The sequence below is a fragment of the Candidatus Rickettsia tasmaniensis genome (genome assembly GCF_036857515.1).
GTDB lineage: Bacteria > Pseudomonadota > Alphaproteobacteria > Rickettsiales > Rickettsiaceae > Rickettsia > Rickettsia rickettsii.
This window is the reverse complement of the sequence record NZ_JAQCNX010000012.1, coordinates 1-18620: the sequence shown is the minus strand read 5'-3', so window position 1 is coordinate 18620 and position 18620 is coordinate 1. Positions and strand designations below refer to the sequence as shown.

Here is an 18620-nt window from a genome sequence, read left to right as displayed (position 1 = left end):
TGAATTTTTCGTCAAAATCTCAACTTTCTTGATCTACCATTAATGCAATTGCCGTTGCTGAAACAGCTTTTGAAACCGATGCTAAAGGAAATAAAGTTTTATCCGTAATAACTCCACTATTACCTTTCTGATTTCCAAACGTTGTTTTATAAATAACTTCACCTTTGTATAAAATTGCAATTACTTCTCCTTGTAATTCGTCTTTTTGCAATTCAAGCTTTTTAGTTTTTGCGGTAATTCTACTCGTGTCTGTGCCAAAACTGTACGATGTGATAATAGTAACATTATACTAAAAAATAGGATAAGCTATGTCATTCCTGCGAAAGCAGGAATCCAGCTTTCTAAATAAATTAGATACTAAATTTTTATATGATTTTTTTTATTTTTACCATTTTTTACTGGATTCCCGCTTTCGCGGGAATGACAAAAGCTACTTTTAACCGCTATTACCTTTTCTTTATCTTTTAATCTAATAGTAGCAAGCTCTAATAAATATTTGTCATCTAAAGCTTCAATAATTTGCTCATATAATTCAGCCGGAATTAGATAAGCAGTCGGTTTATTATGATTTAATAAGGCAACAGGCTCACCACTTGCCTTATCCAATAATGCAGTAGGGCTTTTTCTTAAATTCTGATATACTATACTAACTGCTAGATTTGCATAAATATGTTCCATTATTGACTCCAAGTAAACGAAGAAAGTTATACGAAGATCAACTTGGAAAAGAGCAAGGAGTCTGCAAGACTAGGAGCAGAGCGTATCCTTAATACGTGGCTACCTGCGAACTTATTTAGACGACGTAGCCAATTTTTTAAGTTCATTGAGGATACCTATAATTAATACTAAATTAAATACTAATTATAGGCTATAATTTTATCTTTATCAAGAAAATCACATTAAATCGCCGATATTCTCTAAAAACAACCTAGCTCGATGCGATGCCGGTTTATTAAAAAAATCCTCGGCAGGCTGATTTGCTAAAATCTGTCCTTGATCCATAAAAATAACACGATCTGCTATTAATTTTGCAAACTTCAAATGGTGCGTGACCACTACCATGCTCATTTGATCTTTTAATAAATTTATATTCTCTATAACATCTTTAATATTTTCAGGATCGAGTGCCGAAGTCGGTTCGTCGAATAACAAAATTTTCGGCTTCATCATTAAAGCCCTTGCTATTGCGGTGCGTTGCTTTTGCCCTCCTGATAGGATTGCCGGATATGAGTCAAATTTTTGCGTTAGCTTAAATTTTGCAAGCAATTCCTTTGCCATAGAAATTGCTTGTTCTTTTGGCAAATTTAAAACATTTACCGGTGTATAGATTAGGTTTTCTCCTACCGTTAAATGCGGGAATAGATTAAAATTTTGAAAAACCATACCAACTTTTAAACGAAGCTTTCTTCTATCTTTAAGCAGTAGCTTCTTCCCGTCTACCAAAAAAGTACCGCTACTTGGTTCTTCTAAATTATTTAAAATTCTAAGCAGAGTAGTTTTACCGCTTCCCGAAGGACCGATTATTACAGTAGTTTCCTTAGTAGTAAAACTTAAATCAATATTCTTAATTGTGCAATTCTTGCCATAACGCTTACAAACTTTTTCTAAAATAATCATATAAACTAGACCGTAAATTTATAACCGTCATAAAGCGGCTTAACGTTATTTGGAAGCATTTTCGTAATCTCATGATAATCTATCGTGTGTCTCATATTGGTTAATAATATCTGCTCAGGTTTATATTTTTCATGCCATTCTAGAACTTTATCAAGCCCTGCATGATTCGGATTTGATTTATAATCCATACAATCTAATATCCATATTTTTATATCTTTTAAAAATTTATCTGATTCAGGAGGAAAATCGATTACATCGGGCGAATAAACGAAATCACCTATACGTAAGCCCAAGCTATCTATAGGACCGTGATGCTGTCTAAAAAATTGTATTTCGATAGTATTAATCTTAATTTTATCAAAAAAACTAACAGATTGAGTTGTGAACAGTCGCCCAAGCTTAAATAACTTATTGTTAAATAGATAATCAAATTTTGTATGGAGCTTTGCCGTACTATCGTGATCTGTATAGATTTCAAATGACTTGCCTTGCATAAAAGTAAATACTCGTAAATCATCGATGCCGTTAACGTGATCGGAATGATAATGTGTTAATATAGCACAATCGAGCTTATTTATCTTTTCTCGTAATAGTTGATTTCTAATATCAAAACCGAAATCAACTAATATTTGACTATTTTCATCGTTAATATATATTGCTGATCTAGTCCTTTTATTGTACTTTGAAGGAGATGTGCAAGTACTACAATCGCACCCGATCACCGGTACGCCTATAGATGCTCCACACCCAAGTATTGTTACTTGTAACATAAATATTTAAAATTAATGTTTGAAGTTTTTTATAATTTTTGCGGCTTAAATCAAGAAATATTCTTATTTTTGAATAAAATTACTAATATCGGCTTTATACCTTATTTTTTTAAAATAATTTCGTTTTGTTTTAATATCGCTAATTTCGCCTTAATATATATTATATACTGTATATATTTTTATATTCAATTAAAGAAAACCAAAAATGATAAGAAGTGGCAAAATAAATTCTGGCACAATTATAATAAGTTAGTTGAAATCGGTATAATATACGGGGTATTCGGTTTAATTTTTACCGCTCTTAAATTTTCAGTTAATTTCCCTCGCCCTTATTGCAGTCTTCCTGTAGATAGTTTCATGACCATAATAAATACTGCAAACGAAAGATGCTTTTCAAGCTTTCCAAGCAGCCACGCAGCTCTTAGCGTGTTAGTAACGTATTTTGCTTGGAATTATATAAAATTACCATTAAAAATCTTAATGATTTGTGTTATTATGCTCGTGTCTTTATCTCGCATAAGCCTTGCTATGCATTACCCAAGTGATATAATCTACGGCATTATTATTGCATTTATAACAATACTGATAGGTAAGTTAATTTATCGCATCTTTGCAAATCATATAATAAGAAAGATCGGGGATTTTTTATTAATGAGGCAGTAATTAAGAAAAAACATATAAAAAACAAGTTTTTTAATCTTGAAAGTTTTTAATATGCGCGCTACAATGTAGCCACATTATTGAAAGAAGATTTTTATGTCTGCTGATTCTATTGTGCGAGCCCGTATTAATGAAGATGTGAAAGAAGAAGCAGCTTTAGTGCTTGCTGCTATGGGACTTACTTTATCTGATGCTGTTCGTATGCTGTTATTTCGTGTTGCTCGTGAAAAAGCATTGCCATTTGAGCCACTTATCCCAAATGATGAAACAATTAAAGCTATGAAAGCTGCAAGAAGCGGCAAATTAGTTCATATTGGTAATATCAATAATTTGTTATCTGATTTAAATGAGAACGATTAAACATACTGCACAGTTTAAACGTGGAAAACGTAGAATAAATTTGGATGATATTTTACTGAAAGCAGTTAGGTACTTGGCTGCTGATATAACATGACCTATACATATGAGAGATCATATGTATAGGTAATTGGAAAGATTGTAGAGATTGTCATATTAAACCGGATTTAGATTAATTTATAGAAAACCCGATGCTGACACATTGGAGTTAATACGATTAGGTTCACACAGTGCACTTGGTTTTTAATTATTTTGAAATGAACCGGGAACGAGTTTCCACAAAACCCATCTAACCATCCATAGTACTGAACAGTTTTTGAAAAGCGTTTGATGTCGCTCCTAGCTAAAAACGAGAATGACATCAAAAAACCAAACAAACATTATGCTACTATACCGAAAATACTTTATAAAAAATATCTTACCGCTGCTTATAGTCGTTACTTTTTCAGTGACTAGTATAGTATGGATAACGCAAATATTAAAACTTTTATATTTATTTGATAAAGGTATAAAAGTTATGGACTTCTTCAGTTTAATAGTTTTAGTACTGCCTACTTTATTATTTATTCTGTTACCGGTAATAACGGTTATTACCGTGATCTATATCTATAATAATTTAAAAGTCGAGCGACAATTAATTATATTACAAGCTTCAGGAGTTAATAATGTACAGCTAGCACTGCCTGCTTTATATGTCGCATTAATAGTTATGCTAATTGCTTATTATATATCTTCTACCATCCTGCCGTTATCTCATATAAACTTAAAATCACGTTTAAACTTTATAAAGAATAATTATATCTCAAGTATGATTGAAGAGAAAACTTTTAATAAAGTAACGAAAGATATCACTGTTTTTATAGATAAAAAATCAGCAGGAAATATTATGAACGGCGTAATAATATTTGATAATCGCAATGCTAATAACCCATCAGTAGTATTTGCGGGTTCAGGTACTCTTAATATATATGATAATAGCCCGATTTTTGAACTTAATAAAGGCATAAGACAAGAATATGACGTAAACGGTAATTTAACTCAGTTAACTTTCGATTCTTTAATGATAAAACTGCAAAATGATAATCCTTTAGTATCACAAAGAACTAAACATAATAAAGAAGCAAACGAATATTATATAAGCGAATTACTTGCCCCTCCTCATGATTTAGCTATTACTAAAAAAATTAAATTAATTGCTGAAGCACATCAAAGAATAATTTGGCCTTTATACAATTTTGTATTACCTTTTGTAGCACTTGCAGTTTTTTTGAGATATCCTTATAGCAAAAAAACAACTTTTATGCCGGTATTATTTTCTGCCTTAACAGTATTGCTAGTTACTTCAATTCATTTTATATTACAAAATTTTGCTTCAAAAAATCTAGATTTTATTTTTGCTTGTTATTTCAATTTGGTTATTGCTTTAACGATCGGATTATATTTATTTGTTAAAAGAATATAAATTTATTAGACTACTTTATTCCAAGCTCCACGAGGATTTTGAGTAAAACAATCTATTTTGTTTTCCTGTCCGGTAAATTTATTTATTTTAACTGTTAATTCTTTTAAATCTTCCAGTAAATCGGTTATTATAATTATCCTTTTGAAAATTCTTATATACTCTTTTGCTTGTAAAATTTTTCCTATATCTGTAGGCGAAATAATAACAAGCACACTAGCATTATTAGGATTTTGTAACTCATCGGTAATATAAATCGGCTGTTTTTCAGGCTGCGGATCAAGTTTACTACCGTGAGGTATAAATTGCTTACGTGAATAAGTCCAAAGATTTTTATTGAGCATTTCTTGTTGATCTGCATCTGCAGTTAATATCACGCTTTTAAGATCAGAGTGATAGCATTTTTCTATCAGAAGCAATATCGATTTTAGAAGCAATTCATCGCTTGTTTGATAAATACTAAATTGCTGCATAAAAATTTTATGTTATTCTTTATGAGAAAATTTAAGTGGTACGGATGAAGGGACTTGAACCCCCACGCCTCACGGCACAAGAACCTAAATCTTGCATGTCTACCAGTTCCATCACATCCGCGTATGGTAAAGCCATTCCTGTAAAAGGGTGGTCTTATTGCATAGATTCTATGTCATTCCTGCCTCTGCAGGAATGACATCAAAGTATTTCCATCAAAAAGTTATAATACACATCATATAATTTTTGTAAATCGCTAATTTTTGTGTATTCGTTTATTTTATGTGCCGTTTCGGATAATAAACCAAATTCTACTAACGGACAATAATTTTTGACGAATCTTGCATCCGACGTACCGCCACTTGTAGAGAATTCAGGCTTTATTTTAAGCGTATGCTCTACTACTTTAGCAAATTCTTTTATTTTATCGCTAGGGTTCTGAATAAAACTTTCAGCAGAACTACTATATTCTAACTTATAATCTACTTTATATTCTTTACAATGCTGTTTAATAATTTCTGCTACCTGTTTTGCTAAAGTTTCTGCACTATGTAAATTATTAAAACGTATATTGAAAGATGCTTCCGTACTTGCCGGAATTACGTTTGAAGTATTATTACTGACCTCGATATTCGTTACTTCAAGATTCGAACGTTGAAAAAATTCAGTACCTTCATCAAGTTTTATATTTGTTAACTCATTCAATATTATTATTAAGCAAGGCAACGGGTTATTTGCTTTATGAGGATAAGCTACATGCCCGCTTAAGCCTTCTATATTTAATTTAAAGTTAACACTTCCTCTTCTGCCAATCTTAATTGCATCGCCTATTTCTTTTTCACAAGTAGGTTCACCGACAATAGCAAAATTTATCTTATATCCTTGATCATAAATATATTGCAGCATTTCTTTAGTACCATGCTTTGCTTTTCCCTCTTCATCACTAGTAAGTAAGAAACTAATGGAACCTTTAAAATCGGTATTATTTTTTATAAAATCTAAACTGGCAGCTAGAAAGCACGCTATAGCCCCTTTCATATCCACCGCACCTCTGCCATATATCTTATCGTCTTGCTGGCTAGCTTTAAATGGACTCGCATTATGCCAAAGCTCATGATTGCCTGCCAGCACTACATCTACATGACCAACAAAGCAAATATTAGGCTCATTGCTACCGAAAACAGCATAAAGATTAGTGACTTGCTCGCTTTTAGAATCACCGAATATTTTTATTTCGGTCTTAAAGCCGTGCTGTTTAAGCAAATCATCAATATACTCAATAGCCCCATCGCTCTTAGGAGTTACAGACTTAAAACCAATCAAATCTTTTAAGTAGTTAATGTACATCAATTATTGCCAAAGAGAATTTAATGTGGTTTTTAGTTTGTTTTCAAATTGTTTTATATAGTTTTTAAGATTGTCAATCTTACTTTGATTATTATCAAGCTCTGTTACTATTTTTTGCTGTTCTGCAAGAGGCGGGATAGGAATTTGTAAATCCTCTAAATCTTTCAAATAAACGTGAGGTTGACCTGATCCAGCTTGCTTTTGGTATATTATATTTTGCTGAGATTTTAAAATATAATATAGATATTTAATTAACAATAGTTTTTCATTAATTGAATAGATTACGTTACAATCTGAAGCCCACATTGGCGAATTATGATACCAAATATATCCAGCATATGCTCCCGATGAAGAAATAGTGATTATGTTACCGTTAAAATTATATTGATTATGTGAATAAGGACTAACCCGACCAGCTGCTATTACTGGAATATCCCCCTTAATTGCAGTATTAATGTTAATCATTTTACCTTTTTTACCTACTATTAATGTTGTATACTCCTTATGCTCAAGAGATAAAATATTACTTTTTAATTTATTGATAACGATATCGCCAAATTTAACAATTTCCCATTGTTTATTTACTTCAAAATAAGGATGCCAATTATCTATTATCTGTTTTGCCCCCTCTATTATCTTTTGATAGCTATTCAATTCTTCAATAATTTCCTGTTGTTTTTCTAGAGACGGAAGAGGAATATAAATTGAGTTTATATGTTCTCTATTTAAACCAGGCTGAGCACTTTTATTATAAGCTAAGTTCTTAATTTGATTTAAAATTATATCGCTATTTAAACAATAAAATAAATAAGATTGATGTATAATAATTCGGTTTCCCTCTAAAAATAACATGTTCATTAACCATTACTTCTATTTGCGGTAAAATTTTATCATCTACAAAACACACTTTACCCGTTAATGCTCCGTCTTTACACATTAAAATATCATTGTTTTTCACCAATCCTTTTTTAGCTATTTGATAAAAATCGAGATCTATAAAAGGAATTTTAGATAAATTTAATTTTCCATCCTCGCCTGTTTAAATCATTTATACCGACAATTTTTCTTTTTTTATTGTCTAGAGTAATGCCGATATTCTTTTTGATTATTCGGTTTATGTGCATCGATAAAATAAAGTATTGACGTTTTTACTCCTGTATAAGGAAAAAGTACCTTGCGGTAGAGAGATAACGAGTTGCAGCTTTGCTTTTGATAGTAAAAATTGACGAACAGCAGCGGTGTCTTTTCTGAATAAGAACCCTTCAGGTACTACCAATGCCATTCTACCACCCCTCTTTTAAATTTTGCAGGCAATGCAAAACACAAGCAGCATCACCGTTATTTTTTGCAATGCCGTTATAAAAAGAGGAGTTACATGATTTTCTGTTATAGTTTTGCCGTTTTTGCTAGTTTTTTTAGTGATAGTTTGAGAAAATGGCAATTAGTAACAATTACATCAAACTTTAACTGCTGATCAGTTAAGGGTTTAACATCATTAGGGTTCTCAAGACTATTTATTTGCTGAATTCCGCTATGTCCGTCACCATGCAAAATCATATTCATCTTAACGATTCTAGCGGTTTTGGTTAGCTCTCGCCCATATAATGTATTAAACTTAATTTTTCTAAATCTTCATCGGTATTAATTATATTATTTTCTTTGATATAATTAAAAGCTTCAGTTAAGAACCCGCCGGTACCGCAAAAAGGATCATAAATTGTTTCTTTAAATTTAGGATCAACCAAATTAATAATGGTTTTAACGATATTTCTCGGTGTAAAATATTCGCCTAAATCATTTTTCCGTTGATGTAGTTTTTTCTAAGAAATACTCGAATGCATCGCCTTTTATATCTGTATCTATCGTAGATAAAATAAGAGGATCAATTGCATCGATAATGTGGCGGAGAGCAATGGAATTGCCTAGAGAAATAAGCGTAAAAACATCACCACCGTATTTATTCTTAATTTGTTCTATAACATAGCTATTAATGTAACCGATAATATCATCGTTTGATTGTGCTTTGATATTATTCCACCAAGATTTTTCGTTGTTTTCACTTAATAATTTTAAGAAAAATATATTTGCAAATTCGCTAAATCTTTCTATTTCTGCTCGGAGCCCTTCACTTCTTAAAAGATTATTCAAGTTTTTAAATATCGATATTAATTCTTCGCGTGATACTTTAATTTCTTTCGGTATAGTCCAAGCTTCATTACTGCTTGCCTCTAAAAAAGTTAATAATTCTTTTTCATGTAGTAATTCCCTTACTTCATCACCGTTTAATATAAGCTCTTTATTATTAGCAACAAAACGAGCTTCGCAGTAAGCTCCATTCATTGCGAACACATAGGTACATCAAGCAATTTTGCATATTCCGTTGCTTGATTTAAAGCTTGCCTTAAACCCCACACTCCTGTTTTTTTGCTTCTATTATTGCAATAGGTTTATCATTATTACTTTCATATAAGATATAATCCGGTCTTTTTCCGTTTAATCTTGTCTGTTCTGTTTTTGATTTTGGTTTTTGGAAATAAACATTCTTTTTAGTATCATTATCTATATGCCATCCTTTATTTACAAGGTTATTGCTGATAATCCATTCGGTTTGCTGTTCTGCTAACATAAGAATTGCTTAGATATTTTTTTTGTAATTAATAATTATATCTTCTTACACTTATTATACAAGCTTACAAAAGTACAAAAAACAACTTTTTATCTCACTAAAAAATAAATTATTGCTATGGATTTATATAGATTTTTGACTTTCTTGAATTTAAATAACTTATTATTATGAGCTTGTTATAAACTACTATTAAAATCACGAGTATAAATAACCAGTTAAGAGAATTAATTAAATCAGGTACTTTTGCCGGTATATTATTAATTATTGCTTTTACCTTAGCAATAATTGTCAGCAATAACATTTTCCTAACAAAATATTATTCTTCTTTTATTTACAGTAAATTTTCTTTAACAATAGGAAATGTAAGTTTACAAACAACTTTTATAGAGTTAGTTAATGACGGTCTCATGACTTTCTTCTTTTTATTAATAGGTTTAGAGATGAAATTTCACCTAGTAGAAGGTGAACATAAAAATAAAAAAAACTAATATTACCTGCGGCGGCAGCCCTTGGAGGTGTGGTAATTCCTGTCTTAATATACATTTTAATTACGATAAACCGGGATTAATAAAAGGACGGGCTATTCCTATCGCAACTGATACTGCTTTTGTCCTTGGTATTTTATCTTTTTTCAGCCGACATATATCTTTAGAATTACGAGCTTTTATTATAGGTTTCTCATTAATTGACGATGCTTTTGCGTTAATATACTAGCTTTGTTTTATACTAAAACAATCAATACCCCGGCATTATTAATTTCCTCTATAATTATATTCATCTTGTTTATATTGAATTATCGATAAGTTAAACAATTATTTTATTATATAATTGTAGGTTTATTATTATGGATTAGTATGGTGGAGTCAGGCATTCACGATACTTTATGCAGAGCCATTATAGCACCTTTTATACCTGTTAATATAAAAGGAGAATTTAACACTTCTTTTAAAAAACTTGAAAACTTAACTAGTCCTTTTGTAAATTACTTTATTTTACCGCTTTTTGTATTTAAAGGCACTTTGTTCCAACTCAATACTTGCTTTAATTTATGGGATAATATTTGGTTTATTTGTAGGTAAGCAATTAGGTATTATGCTATTTTCATATCCATTTGTAAAATTTAAACTCTGTAATTTACCAAGTGATACTTCATGGTTAAAATTTTATTCTATAGCTATACTTGGAGGGATTGGATTTACCCTAAGTTTATTTATAGGTAAGTATTACGTTTGAGAGCAGATGCCCTTCAAACTCTATGAGAGCTGCAGTAATAATAGGCTCTTTAATTTCTGCATTATTTGGCGCGTAGCCGTTCTAAAATATTGTACTGGAAAAGAGTAAAGGAGCAAATTAAACGAGTATACTCATTAAATAACGATGATAGGACTTTAATAACACATCATATTTTTGTTTGGAAAAAACAGGATATGGTACTATATAGATAGTATTAGAAGAAGGAATCGCTTTTTCAAGCTTATTTAGCATAAAAGGCATATTATAATTATGCTCTACTAAAATTATTGAAGTAAGATCGTAAGTTACAATAAAATTAACCGCTTTCTTAATATTATCTTCTTCAGACATTATTTTATTCGGAGCAAGTATTACCTGCTGTTCTATAACATTACGTTCCTTTAACAAATTTTTTAATTGCTCTGTAGATTCTATACCAGTAATAAATAATATAGGTGCATAGCCTGCCTTAAGCCAAGCAATACCGGTTTCAATTTTATGTCCTCCTCCTGCAAATACTATTATTGCATTAGTGGTATTACTATTAAGCTTATAAGAATTTATTAAATATAAATAATAACCAAAACCACCGACCCAAAGAGCAAAAATTGTGAGTAAAAATTTTCTGATCATTTAAATATTTTATTAAATTCAGTTTGAATAATTTTATCAAATTCAGACATTTCAACATGAATCCCTAACTGATTTAAAGATGTTACTAAAGAATTTTCAAGTCCACAAGGAATAATCCCACTAAACTTACTTAAATCTGTTGAAATATTTATAGCTACACCGTGATATGTAACCCATTTTCTTACTCTAACACCTATTGCAGCAATTTTAGCAAATTCATCTTTCCTTACTTTTACCCAAATTCCTACTTTATCCTTAATAATATATGTTTTAATTCCAAAATAATTTAAGCTATTTATAATCCATTCTTCAAGCATTTTTATATATAGCTTTAAATCTTTGTGTCGATTTGGTGAAGCTAAATTAAGAATTGGATAAATAACACGCTGACCTGGTCCATGAAAAGTAAATTTACCGCCACGTCCTGTGTAAATTACCGGAATATCACCATAATTTAATAATTCTTCTTGTTTATAATTAGTACCGGCTGTATATACTTCCGAATGTTCAACTAAATAAATAATTTCCGGCTTATGATCACTAATTACTTTGTTAACGTAATCTTCCATTAATTTCAAAGTAACTTGATAATCCGCAAAATCCGGTATAGTTATAAATCTTATCATATTAATTCAGATTTATATTTCAATATTAATGCATCTAAAATTGCTATGGTTTCAGCATCCAAATCGCCGGAAAACTTACTAGGACGAAAATGCATTTGAAACGAAATTATAATATCTTTCATTTTAGAGTCTAAAATTTCGGTAACTTCAAGTTTATAACCGTATGTAATAAATTTTTGCTGAATTGCTGCAATATCGGTTATGTCGACTTGCGGCAATAGATCGTTAAACACCTGTTCATCATACCAAGCTCCAATATCGTTATCATATAGTAGTTTCCAAGGAAATAGCGGGCCAGGGTCCTGTTTTCTACCTGGAGCAATATCAGAATGCCCAACCACTCTAGTAGGTTTAATATCATATCTAGCAATAATCTGTTTACACAAACTTATAACACTATTAATTTGCCTTTCCGAATAGGGTAGCCAAACTATATCATTGTTTTTTGCATTTACTTCAAAAGCAGGATTTACGATTTCAATACCGATTGATGTATCATTAATACGCTCATGACCTTGCCAGTAACTTACTCCAGCATGCCATGCTCTATCACGCTCTTCTACTAATTGAAATATATGTTCAGGATTTTCATTGTTTATTAAATAATGGCTACTTAACTTTTCACCGGTTAGAAAATCTAAAGACTGCTTAAAATCACACTGTGTATAATGTAGCACTAGGAATTTAATACGTTTATCAAATCCCACAGCTCTATAAGATGTTTTATCGATTACTATCATATATAAAAATTTTAAAGGATGTCACTATGTATGTTTTTTTCTATATAAGTCTTGTGAAAGCTTGCTTGCATGGATCGGTAAATCGTCATTGCGAGAAGAATTACGCAGTAATTCGACGAAGCAATCTCAGGAGTTTGTTATTATTTCATGAGATTGCTACGCAGCCTACGGCTGCTTGCAATGACGATTTGGTATCTATATAAAGATAGTCCTAATATGACAAGAAAAATTTTGATGGTGCCGGATATCGGATTTGAACTGATGACCTACCGCTTACAAGGCGGTTGCTCTACCACTGAGCTAATCCGGCATATTAATATGATTATAGAGAAGAGATATGTGCTGTCATACCGTGGCTTGACCACAATATCTAGAAAGATAACTTGTAATAGCCAAATTTACTAAATCCCGCAATCAAATAGCGGGATGAACAGGGGCTGAATTGACCTACACAGTCAATGCCTGCTCGCAATGACGAAAATACACTATAAACTAAGCTTCTTTAGCTTCCTTTTTACTTAGTCTAGCTTTGTGGTTTTTTGCTTTCACTTCCATTTCCTTTTTAACTTTCTCAGGAAGAGTAACACCCGCTTGCTCAATAAATTTTGCGACTCGCTCAGTTGGTTTAGCACCGGTGCCAAGCCAATATTCTATACGATCTTTTTTTAAAACAACACGCTCACTATTATCTGAAGCAAGCATTGGATCATAAGTTCCGACTTTTTCTAAAAAGTCACCATCACGAGGTGCTGTTGCGTTAGCTACTACTACACGGTAAAAAGGACGCCTTTTAGCACCGCCTCTAGCTAAACGAATTTTTACTGCCATATATTACTTACAATTATTTTATTTTTTCTTCTTTAAAAAGAACATGTTTTCTAACTACTTTATCATACTTACGAAAAGAAAGCTTCTCGGTTTGGGTCTTCGGATTACGTTTCTTTACCCAAAAAACACCTGTGCCGGCAGTACTTACTAGCCTTACCAAAACATTTTTATTTTTCCTTGCCATTAGCTGACACCTTAAATCAAGATATTATTTTATTATTCTAAGAAAAGAAGAATAAAACGAAATTGAAAAATAGTCAAGTAAAAACTAGGCATTGCAAAATAAAGAGAGATACGTCATTGCGAGCGACTAAAAGGAGCGTGGCAATCTAGTTTTAATTTCCCGAAATTGCCGTACTCCTTGCAGTCGTTCGCAATGACGCTAATTTTTCAAATTAAACGAGTTACCGTCCAAATAAGCGTTCGATATCCTTAAGCTTCAACTCAATATAAGTAGGTCTGCCGTGATTACATTGACCTGAAAGCGGTGTATTTTCCATTTGACGCAGTAAGGCATTCATTTCATCTGCCGATAATTTTCGTCCTGCTCTAATAGAGTAATGACAGGCATAAGTTTCCGTTACATGCTCGATTAACTCTGTCAAAGCTATATTCTTGCCAAAATCCGATAAATGATCGGCGAGATCTTGAATTAACTTTTGTACGTTTACATCTCCAAGGATATTTGGAATTTCAGTTACTATAATAGATTTTTCGCCGAATTTTTCTAGAGTTAAACCGAGTTTATATAGTTTTTCTCTATGGTCATATAAACAATCTGCTTTTTTTTCATTTGGCAGTTCTACTATCTCAGGGATAAGCAAACGCTGTTTGATTAACTCTTCCGTTTTAATAAGGTAATCTTTTATTTTTTCATACCCTAAACGTTCGTGTGCTGCATGCTGGTCGGTAATCACTATACTATCTTCGGTTTGTGAAATAATATAAGTCGTATGAAGTTGTGCTTTAGCTGCCCCAAGTTTATATTGTTTACGGGTTTGCTGTTCATGTTCTATACGGTTTTCTACTTCTTGTTCTATTTTAGCATGTGATAATGTATCGATTAATTTTTGACAAACATGATTTTGAGGAACTGTATTAAGTGTAGAATGAGTAGTAGGTCTATAATCTGCCGATTTACTATTAACATTTATAACTTTACTTACTGGCGCTTGTTTGTTAACTAAAGGATTTTTAAATAACTCCAAAGCATCAGAGGCGATAGTAGTAGAAGTAACATGGCTTTTATTTGTTAAAGCATTTTTAATTGCTTCTATCAATAAGTTTCGCACATAATTCGGGTCATGAAACCTAACCTCTGCTTTTGCCGGATGTACGTTAACGTCAACAAGGTGCGGATCGATTTGTAAGAATATAGCACATAGCGGATAACGATCACGAGCTAAATAATCTTGATATGCTACCCTTAAAGCTACCTGTAATAATTTATCTTTTACCGGTCTATTATTAATAAATAAAAACTGATCTTCACTTGAAGCTCTATTATATGTCGGGCTACTAGTATAGCCGCAAATAGAGAAATCAGGTGTTTTGAAGTCTATATAAGCGGCGTTTTTTATAAAATCATCACCTATTACATCAATTATACGCTGTTTTAGGTTAGTTTCAGCATCTTTATTTTGTCCCTTTAGTTTTAATAAATTCTTGCCGTCATGTGTTAAACTAAAAGAAATTTCAGGATGTGCTAGAGCGATTTTCTTAACCACATCTACAGTTGCTGCAAGCTCTGTTTTATCGGCTCTAAGAAATTTTAAACGTACAGGTGTTGCGAAAAATAAATCACGTATCTCTATTTTAGTACCTTCATTATGAACAGAAATAGTAACTTGTTTTTCATTGCCGCCGATTAACTTAATCTGAAATGCTTTGTCGGCATCTCGTTTTTTAGAAGTAATTAGCATTTTGCTAATAGCAGCAATAGACGGCAGTGCTTCACCCCTAAAACCGAAAGTATGAATATTTAGAAAATCACTTTCATCAAACTTAGAAGTTGTATGACGTTCAACGGCAATTTCTAATTCCTTATCAGTCATACCGATACCATCATCGGAAATAATGATTAGATTTTTACCGGCACGTTCTAAAATAATATCTATTTTAGTACTACTTGCATCAACAGCATTTTCAACTAACTCCTTTACTACCGATGCGGGCCTTTCTATAACCTCACCGGCAGCAATTCGGTTGATAGTACTTTCTGACAGAAATTTTATAGTCATTTTGTTACTAATTTAAATTTCTTACTACAATATGGGCAGATAACTTCCTTTTTTTCTTTATCTATCTCTAAATAAACTTTCGGATGGTCATATGGAGGTTCTTTGCCCTGGCAAGATACAGATGCATCAACGCTATTAACAATTTCCATAGATTTATACATTATTTCTTTAAGTGTAATCTAATATAAGTTACTTTTAAATAAAAGACAAATATTACTTGGTTAAATATGTCATCCCGTGACTTGATCAGCTTTGTTGCATGGTTCTAATTTTCTCGTCATTGCGAGGAAATTACGTAAGTAATTGACGAAGCAATCTAGTACCAAAGTTCTGAGATTGCCACACAGCCTATGACTGCTCGCAATGACGATTTAGCTGGCTGGTACAAACCACGGTATGACAGTGCATATTTTATAAGGAGATAAAAACGAAAGACAAAGTAGCAGTTATTACCTGTTCTACTAACGGTATATCGGGCTTGAGATAGCAAAACTTGAGTCTAAAATAGTTATTAACGGTTTTGCAAAAGAAGATGAAGTAGCCAAAATTTCAGCAGAATTGAAAGAACTTGGGGTAAGGGCTGTATTTTATCAAGGAATAAATTTGGAAAAACCTGATGAAATTCATTCTATGTTTGAGAGGATAATAAAAGAATTCGGTAAAATAGACATATATAGTAAATAATGCAGGTATTCAGCATGTTGCTCCTATCGATGAATTTCCTAAAGATAAATGGGAGCAAATTTTGCGTATAGAATTTTGCGTATAGATTTAATAGCATCTTTCTATACTACAAAATACGCAATACAGCTTATGAAAAAAAACGGCTTCGAGCGAATTGTCAATATCGCTTCCGCTCATGCATATGTCGCATCACCTTTCAAGTTGGCATATGTAGCAGCAAAGCACGGTATCCTTGGACTTACCAAAACCGTTGCTTTAGAAGTGGCTGAGAATAATAATATTACAGTTAATGTTATCTGTCCCGGTTACGTAACACACCATTAGTAAGGAATCAAATAGCAGATACTGCTAAAGCTAGACATATCAGTGAAGAATCAGCGTTAAGGGATATAATCCTTAAATCTCAAGCTACGAAAAAATTTGTAAAAGCTGATGAAATAGCAAACTTAGTAATATTCTTATGTGACGAAAAAGCATCATCAATAACAGGTAGTGGACTCTTGATAGATGACGGCTGGACTGCACAGTAGTTTTTAATTCTTAATATTTGTTAGTTATTGAGAAATAACTAACAATAAAAACTTCTTGCAAAAATTTAATTTACTCCTTTACACTTGAAATAAACCACAATTTATTCAAGGAGGAATTTATGCCAGAAAAAAAACATCTACATTTTCAAACTGAAGAAACTGAATTAAATAGAGTAAAAATGCCAAATTAATTCATTTCAAAGATGAACTGGGCAGCCCCATAGATGGGCAATTAGTTATAGGAGAAGTGTTGAAGAAGTAAAAGAATTTTCTAGACCCGTAGAAGTTGAGGTAAAGCATAATTTGGGTAAGTTTAAAAAAGCTCTAACCTATCTTGGAATTATTAAAAATACGAAAAAAGTAGTAAGCAAAGAAGAGAAAATTATAGGCACCTATGAATTAGGCAATTTTACTAATGATAAGAATTCTATAGAGAACTTTTTAAACAACTTAGATTGCCATGAAGAAAAACTTTACGCATATGATCTTAGTGGTACAAAAGTTGGAGAAGTAGGTGATTTTGGAAAAGTAGTATTAGATGAGAATATTAAGCTTGATGAAACTATTATTCAAAAAAAATGGAAAAGTATTTGCTATTGAAAAAAATGGTAAATTCTTAGATTTAGAAGGTAAAGCTTTACAAAATCAAAATCAGTTTATACAAAAAGGTAGCGGAGTTTACCATTTAAGTATTGCTACAGACGTAAAATATATTTATAATATATGTCAGAATAATCTAAATCGTCATCATGCCTATATGTGAGTGCTCTATCGTATGCCTCAAGAGCTGCTTCGTAATTTCCAAGTTCATCGAATAATTTACTCTTATTAAAATAAGCATCGGAATAATTAGGATCAATTTCAATTGCTTTATTGTATGCTTCAAGTGCTAGTTCGTATTTTTCAAGCTTTCTTAATATTTCTGCTTTATTGTTATAAGCATAAGGATGACTTGGATCTACTTCGATTGCCTTATTATAAGCTTCTAAAGCTAAATCGTATTTTCCCAACTGAATTAATACCGCTCCTTTATTAAGATAAGCCTGAAAATGATTAGGGTTTAGTGCAATTGCTTTGTTATAAGCTTCAAGGGCCAACTCATATTTTTCAGGAAACCTAAGTCCCAGTATTCTTAGTCTAAATCCATATCCAATACATGCATCTGCATCATTCGGGTTTTGTTTTATAGCTTTATCACATTCTGCTAATTCTTTTTCAAAATCATTTGCAACTGATTCAGGTTGTTTATTAAACAGAACTTATAACCACAAAAACATATTACTATCACCACAAGAATTAAAATGCCGACAATTAAATATTTATACTACATATGTTAATTAATAATATATAAAAAAATTAAATATTATAAAGTGTAATTTATAATATTATAAATTACACTTTATAAATGATGTAACTTGTCTATAATAACAATTAGTAATTAAGTTATTTAAAGCTCGATGAATAGGTCTAAGTTCATTTTTTTATCTGCTATTTCAGGTAATGTACTCGAATATTATGATTTTACGGTATATTCAGTTTTTTCGCTGATTATTGGACAAGTTTTTTTTCCAGGCGAATCAGAATTCATTAGAATTCTTCTAAGCCTTGGAGTATTTGCGGTTGGCTTTCTGACAAGACCGATAGGAGGCATATTATTCGGTTATATCGGTGATAGATACGGTAGACGTATCGCTTTAATAATCTCGATGCTAGGTATGACTATTCCGACCTTTATTATGGGCCTCATACCCTCATATGCAAGTATTGGGATTTATGCCCCTATAACTCTAGTTATAATG

27 protein-coding genes, 2 tRNA genes and 4 pseudogenes are annotated in these 18620 nt (G+C 31.7%); 9 read left to right on the top strand and 24 right to left on the bottom strand.

Annotated elements, in window-relative coordinates; genetic code table 11:
* Window positions 1-19: 19 nt before the first annotated feature.
* From O6R16_RS03005 to O6R16_RS02990, 4 genes and pseudogenes are all read right to left on the bottom strand, one after another.
* Window positions 20-211: a serine hydrolase gene (locus O6R16_RS03005; protein ID WP_499679948.1), complete on the bottom strand. Its 192-nt coding sequence runs from the start codon at window positions 209-211 to the stop codon at window positions 20-22.
* Between the two features lie 227 nt (window positions 212-438).
* Window positions 439-678, bottom strand: a pseudogene (locus tag O6R16_RS03000) (type II toxin-antitoxin system Phd/YefM family antitoxin); the annotation flags it as partial.
* Between the two features lie 216 nt (window positions 679-894).
* Window positions 895-1617, bottom strand: coding sequence for an amino acid ABC transporter ATP-binding protein (locus tag O6R16_RS02995; RefSeq protein WP_499679947.1), 723 nt, complete (start codon window positions 1615-1617; stop codon window positions 895-897).
* A gap of 5 nt (window positions 1618-1622) precedes the next feature.
* Complete coding sequence (locus O6R16_RS02990; RefSeq protein ID WP_499679946.1) at window positions 1623-2387, bottom strand: MBL fold metallo-hydrolase; 765 nt, start codon at window positions 2385-2387, stop codon at window positions 1623-1625.
* A gap of 15 nt (window positions 2388-2402) precedes the next feature.
* Between O6R16_RS02990 and O6R16_RS02985 the strand changes: the two genes are divergently transcribed.
* The 3 genes from O6R16_RS02985 to O6R16_RS02975 all read left to right on the top strand — a co-directional run bounded on the left by O6R16_RS02985 (window position 2403) and on the right by O6R16_RS02975 (window position 4866).
* Complete coding sequence (locus tag O6R16_RS02985) at window positions 2403-3050, top strand: phosphatase PAP2 family protein (RefSeq protein ID WP_499679945.1); 648 nt, start codon at window positions 2403-2405, stop codon at window positions 3048-3050.
* 93 nt (window positions 3051-3143) lie between these two features.
* Complete coding sequence (locus O6R16_RS02980) at window positions 3144-3407, top strand: type II toxin-antitoxin system RelB/DinJ family antitoxin (protein ID WP_011271673.1); 264 nt, start codon at window positions 3144-3146, stop codon at window positions 3405-3407.
* 379 nt (window positions 3408-3786) lie between these two features.
* Window positions 3787-4866, top strand: coding sequence for an LptF/LptG family permease (locus tag O6R16_RS02975; RefSeq protein WP_499679952.1), 1080 nt, complete (start codon window positions 3787-3789; stop codon window positions 4864-4866).
* Window positions 4867-4871: 5 nt separating this feature from the next.
* Here O6R16_RS02975 and O6R16_RS02970 read toward each other — a convergent pair whose 3' ends face one another.
* The 11 genes and pseudogenes from O6R16_RS02970 to O6R16_RS02920 form a co-directional block, all read right to left on the bottom strand.
* Window positions 4872-5336, bottom strand: a complete 465-nt coding sequence (locus O6R16_RS02970; RefSeq protein ID WP_499679944.1) for a DNA polymerase III subunit chi — start codon at window positions 5334-5336, stop codon at window positions 4872-4874.
* Window positions 5337-5372: 36 nt separating this feature from the next.
* Window positions 5373-5457 (bottom strand) — tRNA-Leu (locus O6R16_RS02965).
* A 78-nt stretch (window positions 5458-5535) separates the two neighbouring features.
* Window positions 5536-6681 carry a succinyl-diaminopimelate desuccinylase gene (gene dapE, locus O6R16_RS02960; protein ID WP_499679943.1) on the bottom strand — a complete coding sequence of 382 codons (1146 nt, stop codon included), beginning with the start codon at window positions 6679-6681 and terminating at the stop codon, window positions 5536-5538.
* Window positions 6682-6684: 3 nt separating this feature from the next.
* On the bottom strand, window positions 6685-7449 hold the full coding sequence (locus O6R16_RS02955) for a restriction endonuclease subunit S (RefSeq protein WP_499679951.1): 765 nt from the start codon (window positions 7447-7449) through the stop codon (window positions 6685-6687).
* Window positions 7447-7639, bottom strand: a pseudogene (locus O6R16_RS02950) (restriction endonuclease subunit S domain-containing protein); the annotation flags it as partial. The gene O6R16_RS02955 and the pseudogene O6R16_RS02950, both read right to left, overlap by 3 nt.
* A 156-nt stretch (window positions 7640-7795) precedes the next feature.
* Window positions 7796-7963 (bottom strand): hypothetical protein, encoded by a 168-nt coding sequence (locus O6R16_RS02945; protein ID WP_499679942.1) that lies wholly within the window; start codon window positions 7961-7963, stop codon window positions 7796-7798.
* Between the two features lie 104 nt (window positions 7964-8067).
* A complete protein-coding gene (locus O6R16_RS02940; RefSeq protein ID WP_158308197.1) occupies window positions 8068-8238 on the bottom strand; it encodes a hypothetical protein in 171 nt (56 codons plus the stop codon).
* 29 nt (window positions 8239-8267) lie between these two features.
* Window positions 8268-8432: an N-6 DNA methylase gene (locus O6R16_RS02935; protein WP_499679950.1), complete on the bottom strand. Its 165-nt coding sequence runs from the start codon at window positions 8430-8432 to the stop codon at window positions 8268-8270.
* 43 nt (window positions 8433-8475) lie between these two features.
* A complete protein-coding gene (locus tag O6R16_RS02930) occupies window positions 8476-9030 on the bottom strand; it encodes a hypothetical protein (protein WP_499679941.1) in 555 nt (184 codons plus the stop codon).
* A 52-nt stretch (window positions 9031-9082) separates the two neighbouring features.
* The gene (locus O6R16_RS02925; RefSeq protein ID WP_499679940.1) at window positions 9083-9307 is read right to left on the bottom strand and encodes a hypothetical protein; all 225 of its coding nucleotides are present in this window, start codon (window positions 9305-9307) and stop codon (window positions 9083-9085) included.
* A 115-nt stretch (window positions 9308-9422) separates the two neighbouring features.
* On the bottom strand, window positions 9423-9608 hold the full coding sequence (locus O6R16_RS02920) for a hypothetical protein (RefSeq protein WP_499679939.1): 186 nt from the start codon (window positions 9606-9608) through the stop codon (window positions 9423-9425).
* Between O6R16_RS02920 and O6R16_RS02915 the strand changes: the two genes are divergently transcribed.
* Together O6R16_RS02915 and O6R16_RS02910 are read left to right on the top strand one after the other, a co-directional pair.
* The gene (locus O6R16_RS02915) at window positions 9535-9795 is read left to right on the top strand and encodes a Na+/H+ antiporter NhaA (protein WP_499679949.1); all 261 of its coding nucleotides are present in this window, start codon (window positions 9535-9537) and stop codon (window positions 9793-9795) included. The genes O6R16_RS02920 and O6R16_RS02915 overlap by 74 nt on opposite strands.
* Window positions 9795-10540 (top strand): annotated as a pseudogene (locus tag O6R16_RS02910) (Na+/H+ antiporter NhaA). The gene O6R16_RS02915 and the pseudogene O6R16_RS02910 overlap by 1 nt, the downstream one beginning before the upstream one ends.
* 117 nt (window positions 10541-10657) lie before the next feature.
* On the opposite strand, the gene O6R16_RS02905 reads toward O6R16_RS02910, so the two are convergent.
* From O6R16_RS02905 to O6R16_RS02870, 8 genes are all read right to left on the bottom strand, one after another.
* Window positions 10658-11173, bottom strand: a complete 516-nt coding sequence (locus O6R16_RS02905) for a YdcF family protein (protein WP_499679938.1) — start codon at window positions 11171-11173, stop codon at window positions 10658-10660.
* On the bottom strand, window positions 11170-11799 hold the full coding sequence (gene lipB / locus O6R16_RS02900) for a lipoyl(octanoyl) transferase LipB (RefSeq protein WP_499679937.1): 630 nt from the start codon (window positions 11797-11799) through the stop codon (window positions 11170-11172). The genes O6R16_RS02905 and lipB overlap by 4 nt, the downstream gene beginning before the upstream one ends.
* Window positions 11796-12539: an N-acetylmuramoyl-L-alanine amidase gene (locus tag O6R16_RS02895; RefSeq protein ID WP_499679936.1), complete on the bottom strand. Its 744-nt coding sequence runs from the start codon at window positions 12537-12539 to the stop codon at window positions 11796-11798. The genes lipB and O6R16_RS02895 overlap by 4 nt, the downstream gene beginning before the upstream one ends.
* A gap of 235 nt (window positions 12540-12774) precedes the next feature.
* Window positions 12775-12849, bottom strand: a tRNA-Thr gene (locus tag O6R16_RS02890).
* Between the two features lie 182 nt (window positions 12850-13031).
* Window positions 13032-13367: a 30S ribosomal protein S16 gene (gene rpsP / locus O6R16_RS02885; RefSeq protein WP_499679935.1), complete on the bottom strand. Its 336-nt coding sequence runs from the start codon at window positions 13365-13367 to the stop codon at window positions 13032-13034.
* Between the two features lie 13 nt (window positions 13368-13380).
* Window positions 13381-13551, bottom strand: coding sequence for a 50S ribosomal protein L33 (gene rpmG, locus O6R16_RS02880; protein ID WP_499679934.1), 171 nt, complete (start codon window positions 13549-13551; stop codon window positions 13381-13383).
* A gap of 220 nt (window positions 13552-13771) precedes the next feature.
* The gene (mutL, locus tag O6R16_RS02875) at window positions 13772-15607 is read right to left on the bottom strand and encodes a DNA mismatch repair endonuclease MutL (protein ID WP_499679933.1); all 1836 of its coding nucleotides are present in this window, start codon (window positions 15605-15607) and stop codon (window positions 13772-13774) included.
* Window positions 15604-15768, bottom strand: coding sequence for a zinc-finger domain-containing protein (locus O6R16_RS02870; RefSeq protein ID WP_008579257.1), 165 nt, complete (start codon window positions 15766-15768; stop codon window positions 15604-15606). Before O6R16_RS02870 ends, mutL begins: the two co-directional genes overlap by 4 nt.
* Window positions 15769-16165: 397 nt before the next feature.
* Here O6R16_RS02870 and O6R16_RS02865 point away from each other — a divergent pair, with 397 nt between their 5' ends.
* From O6R16_RS02865 to O6R16_RS02855, 3 genes and pseudogenes are all read left to right on the top strand, one after another.
* On the top strand, window positions 16166-16291 hold the full coding sequence (locus O6R16_RS02865; protein WP_499679932.1) for a hypothetical protein: 126 nt from the start codon (window positions 16166-16168) through the stop codon (window positions 16289-16291).
* A 48-nt stretch (window positions 16292-16339) separates the two neighbouring features.
* Window positions 16340-16821 (top strand): annotated as a pseudogene (locus O6R16_RS02860) (SDR family oxidoreductase).
* 303 nt (window positions 16822-17124) lie between these two features.
* Complete coding sequence (locus tag O6R16_RS02855; protein WP_499679931.1) at window positions 17125-17421, top strand: hypothetical protein; 297 nt, start codon at window positions 17125-17127, stop codon at window positions 17419-17421.
* 95 nt (window positions 17422-17516) lie between these two features.
* Here O6R16_RS02855 and O6R16_RS02850 read toward each other — a convergent pair whose 3' ends face one another.
* Window positions 17517-17918, bottom strand: a complete 402-nt coding sequence (locus O6R16_RS02850; protein ID WP_499679930.1) for a tetratricopeptide repeat protein — start codon at window positions 17916-17918, stop codon at window positions 17517-17519.
* Between the two features lie 360 nt (window positions 17919-18278).
* On the opposite strand from O6R16_RS02850, the gene O6R16_RS02845 reads away from it, so the two are divergent.
* The coding region (locus O6R16_RS02845; protein WP_499679929.1) for an MFS transporter at window positions 18279-18620 on the top strand (342 nt) is incomplete at its 3' end.

Bases quoted from the DNA above. Each gene is read 5' to 3' on its own strand.
- O6R16_RS02995 (WP_499679947.1), bottom strand. From the start codon at position 1,617: ATGATTATTTTAGAAAAAGTTTGTAAGCGTTATGGCAAGAATTGCACA.
- O6R16_RS02970 (WP_499679944.1), bottom strand. From the start codon at position 5,336: ATGCAGCAATTTAGTATTTATCAAACAAGCGATGAATTGCTTCTAAAA.
- lipB (WP_499679937.1), bottom strand. From the start codon at position 11,799: ATGATAAGATTTATAACTATACCGGATTTTGCGGATTATCAAGTTACT.
- mutL (WP_499679933.1), bottom strand. From the start codon at position 15,607: ATGACTATAAAATTTCTGTCAGAAAGTACTATCAACCGAATTGCTGCC.
- O6R16_RS02925 (WP_499679940.1), bottom strand. From the start codon at position 9,307: ATGTTAGCAGAACAGCAAACCGAATGGATTATCAGCAATAACCTTGTA.
- O6R16_RS02980 (WP_011271673.1), top strand. From the start codon at position 3,144: ATGTCTGCTGATTCTATTGTGCGAGCCCGTATTAATGAAGATGTGAAA.
- O6R16_RS02985 (WP_499679945.1), top strand. From the start codon at position 2,403: ATGTTTGAAGTTTTTTATAATTTTTGCGGCTTAAATCAAGAAATATTC.
- rpmG (WP_499679934.1), bottom strand. From the start codon at position 13,551: ATGGCAAGGAAAAATAAAAATGTTTTGGTAAGGCTAGTAAGTACTGCC.
- O6R16_RS02895 (WP_499679936.1), bottom strand. From the start codon at position 12,539: ATGATAGTAATCGATAAAACATCTTATAGAGCTGTGGGATTTGATAAA.
- O6R16_RS02990 (WP_499679946.1), bottom strand. From the start codon at position 2,387: ATGTTACAAGTAACAATACTTGGGTGTGGAGCATCTATAGGCGTACCG.
- O6R16_RS02920 (WP_499679939.1), bottom strand. From the start codon at position 9,608: ATGTTATTGCTGACAATTATTGCTAAGGTAAAAGCAATAATTAATAAT.
- O6R16_RS02975 (WP_499679952.1), top strand. From the start codon at position 3,787: ATGCTACTATACCGAAAATACTTTATAAAAAATATCTTACCGCTGCTT.
- dapE (WP_499679943.1), bottom strand. From the start codon at position 6,681: ATGTACATTAACTACTTAAAAGATTTGATTGGTTTTAAGTCTGTAACT.
- O6R16_RS02870 (WP_008579257.1), bottom strand. From the start codon at position 15,768: ATGTATAAATCTATGGAAATTGTTAATAGCGTTGATGCATCTGTATCT.
- rpsP (WP_499679935.1), bottom strand. From the start codon at position 13,367: ATGGCAGTAAAAATTCGTTTAGCTAGAGGCGGTGCTAAAAGGCGTCCT.
- O6R16_RS02905 (WP_499679938.1), bottom strand. From the start codon at position 11,173: ATGATCAGAAAATTTTTACTCACAATTTTTGCTCTTTGGGTCGGTGGT.
- O6R16_RS02940 (WP_158308197.1), bottom strand. From the start codon at position 8,238: ATGATTTTGCATGGTGACGGACATAGCGGAATTCAGCAAATAAATAGT.
- O6R16_RS02945 (WP_499679942.1), bottom strand. From the start codon at position 7,963: ATGGCATTGGTAGTACCTGAAGGGTTCTTATTCAGAAAAGACACCGCT.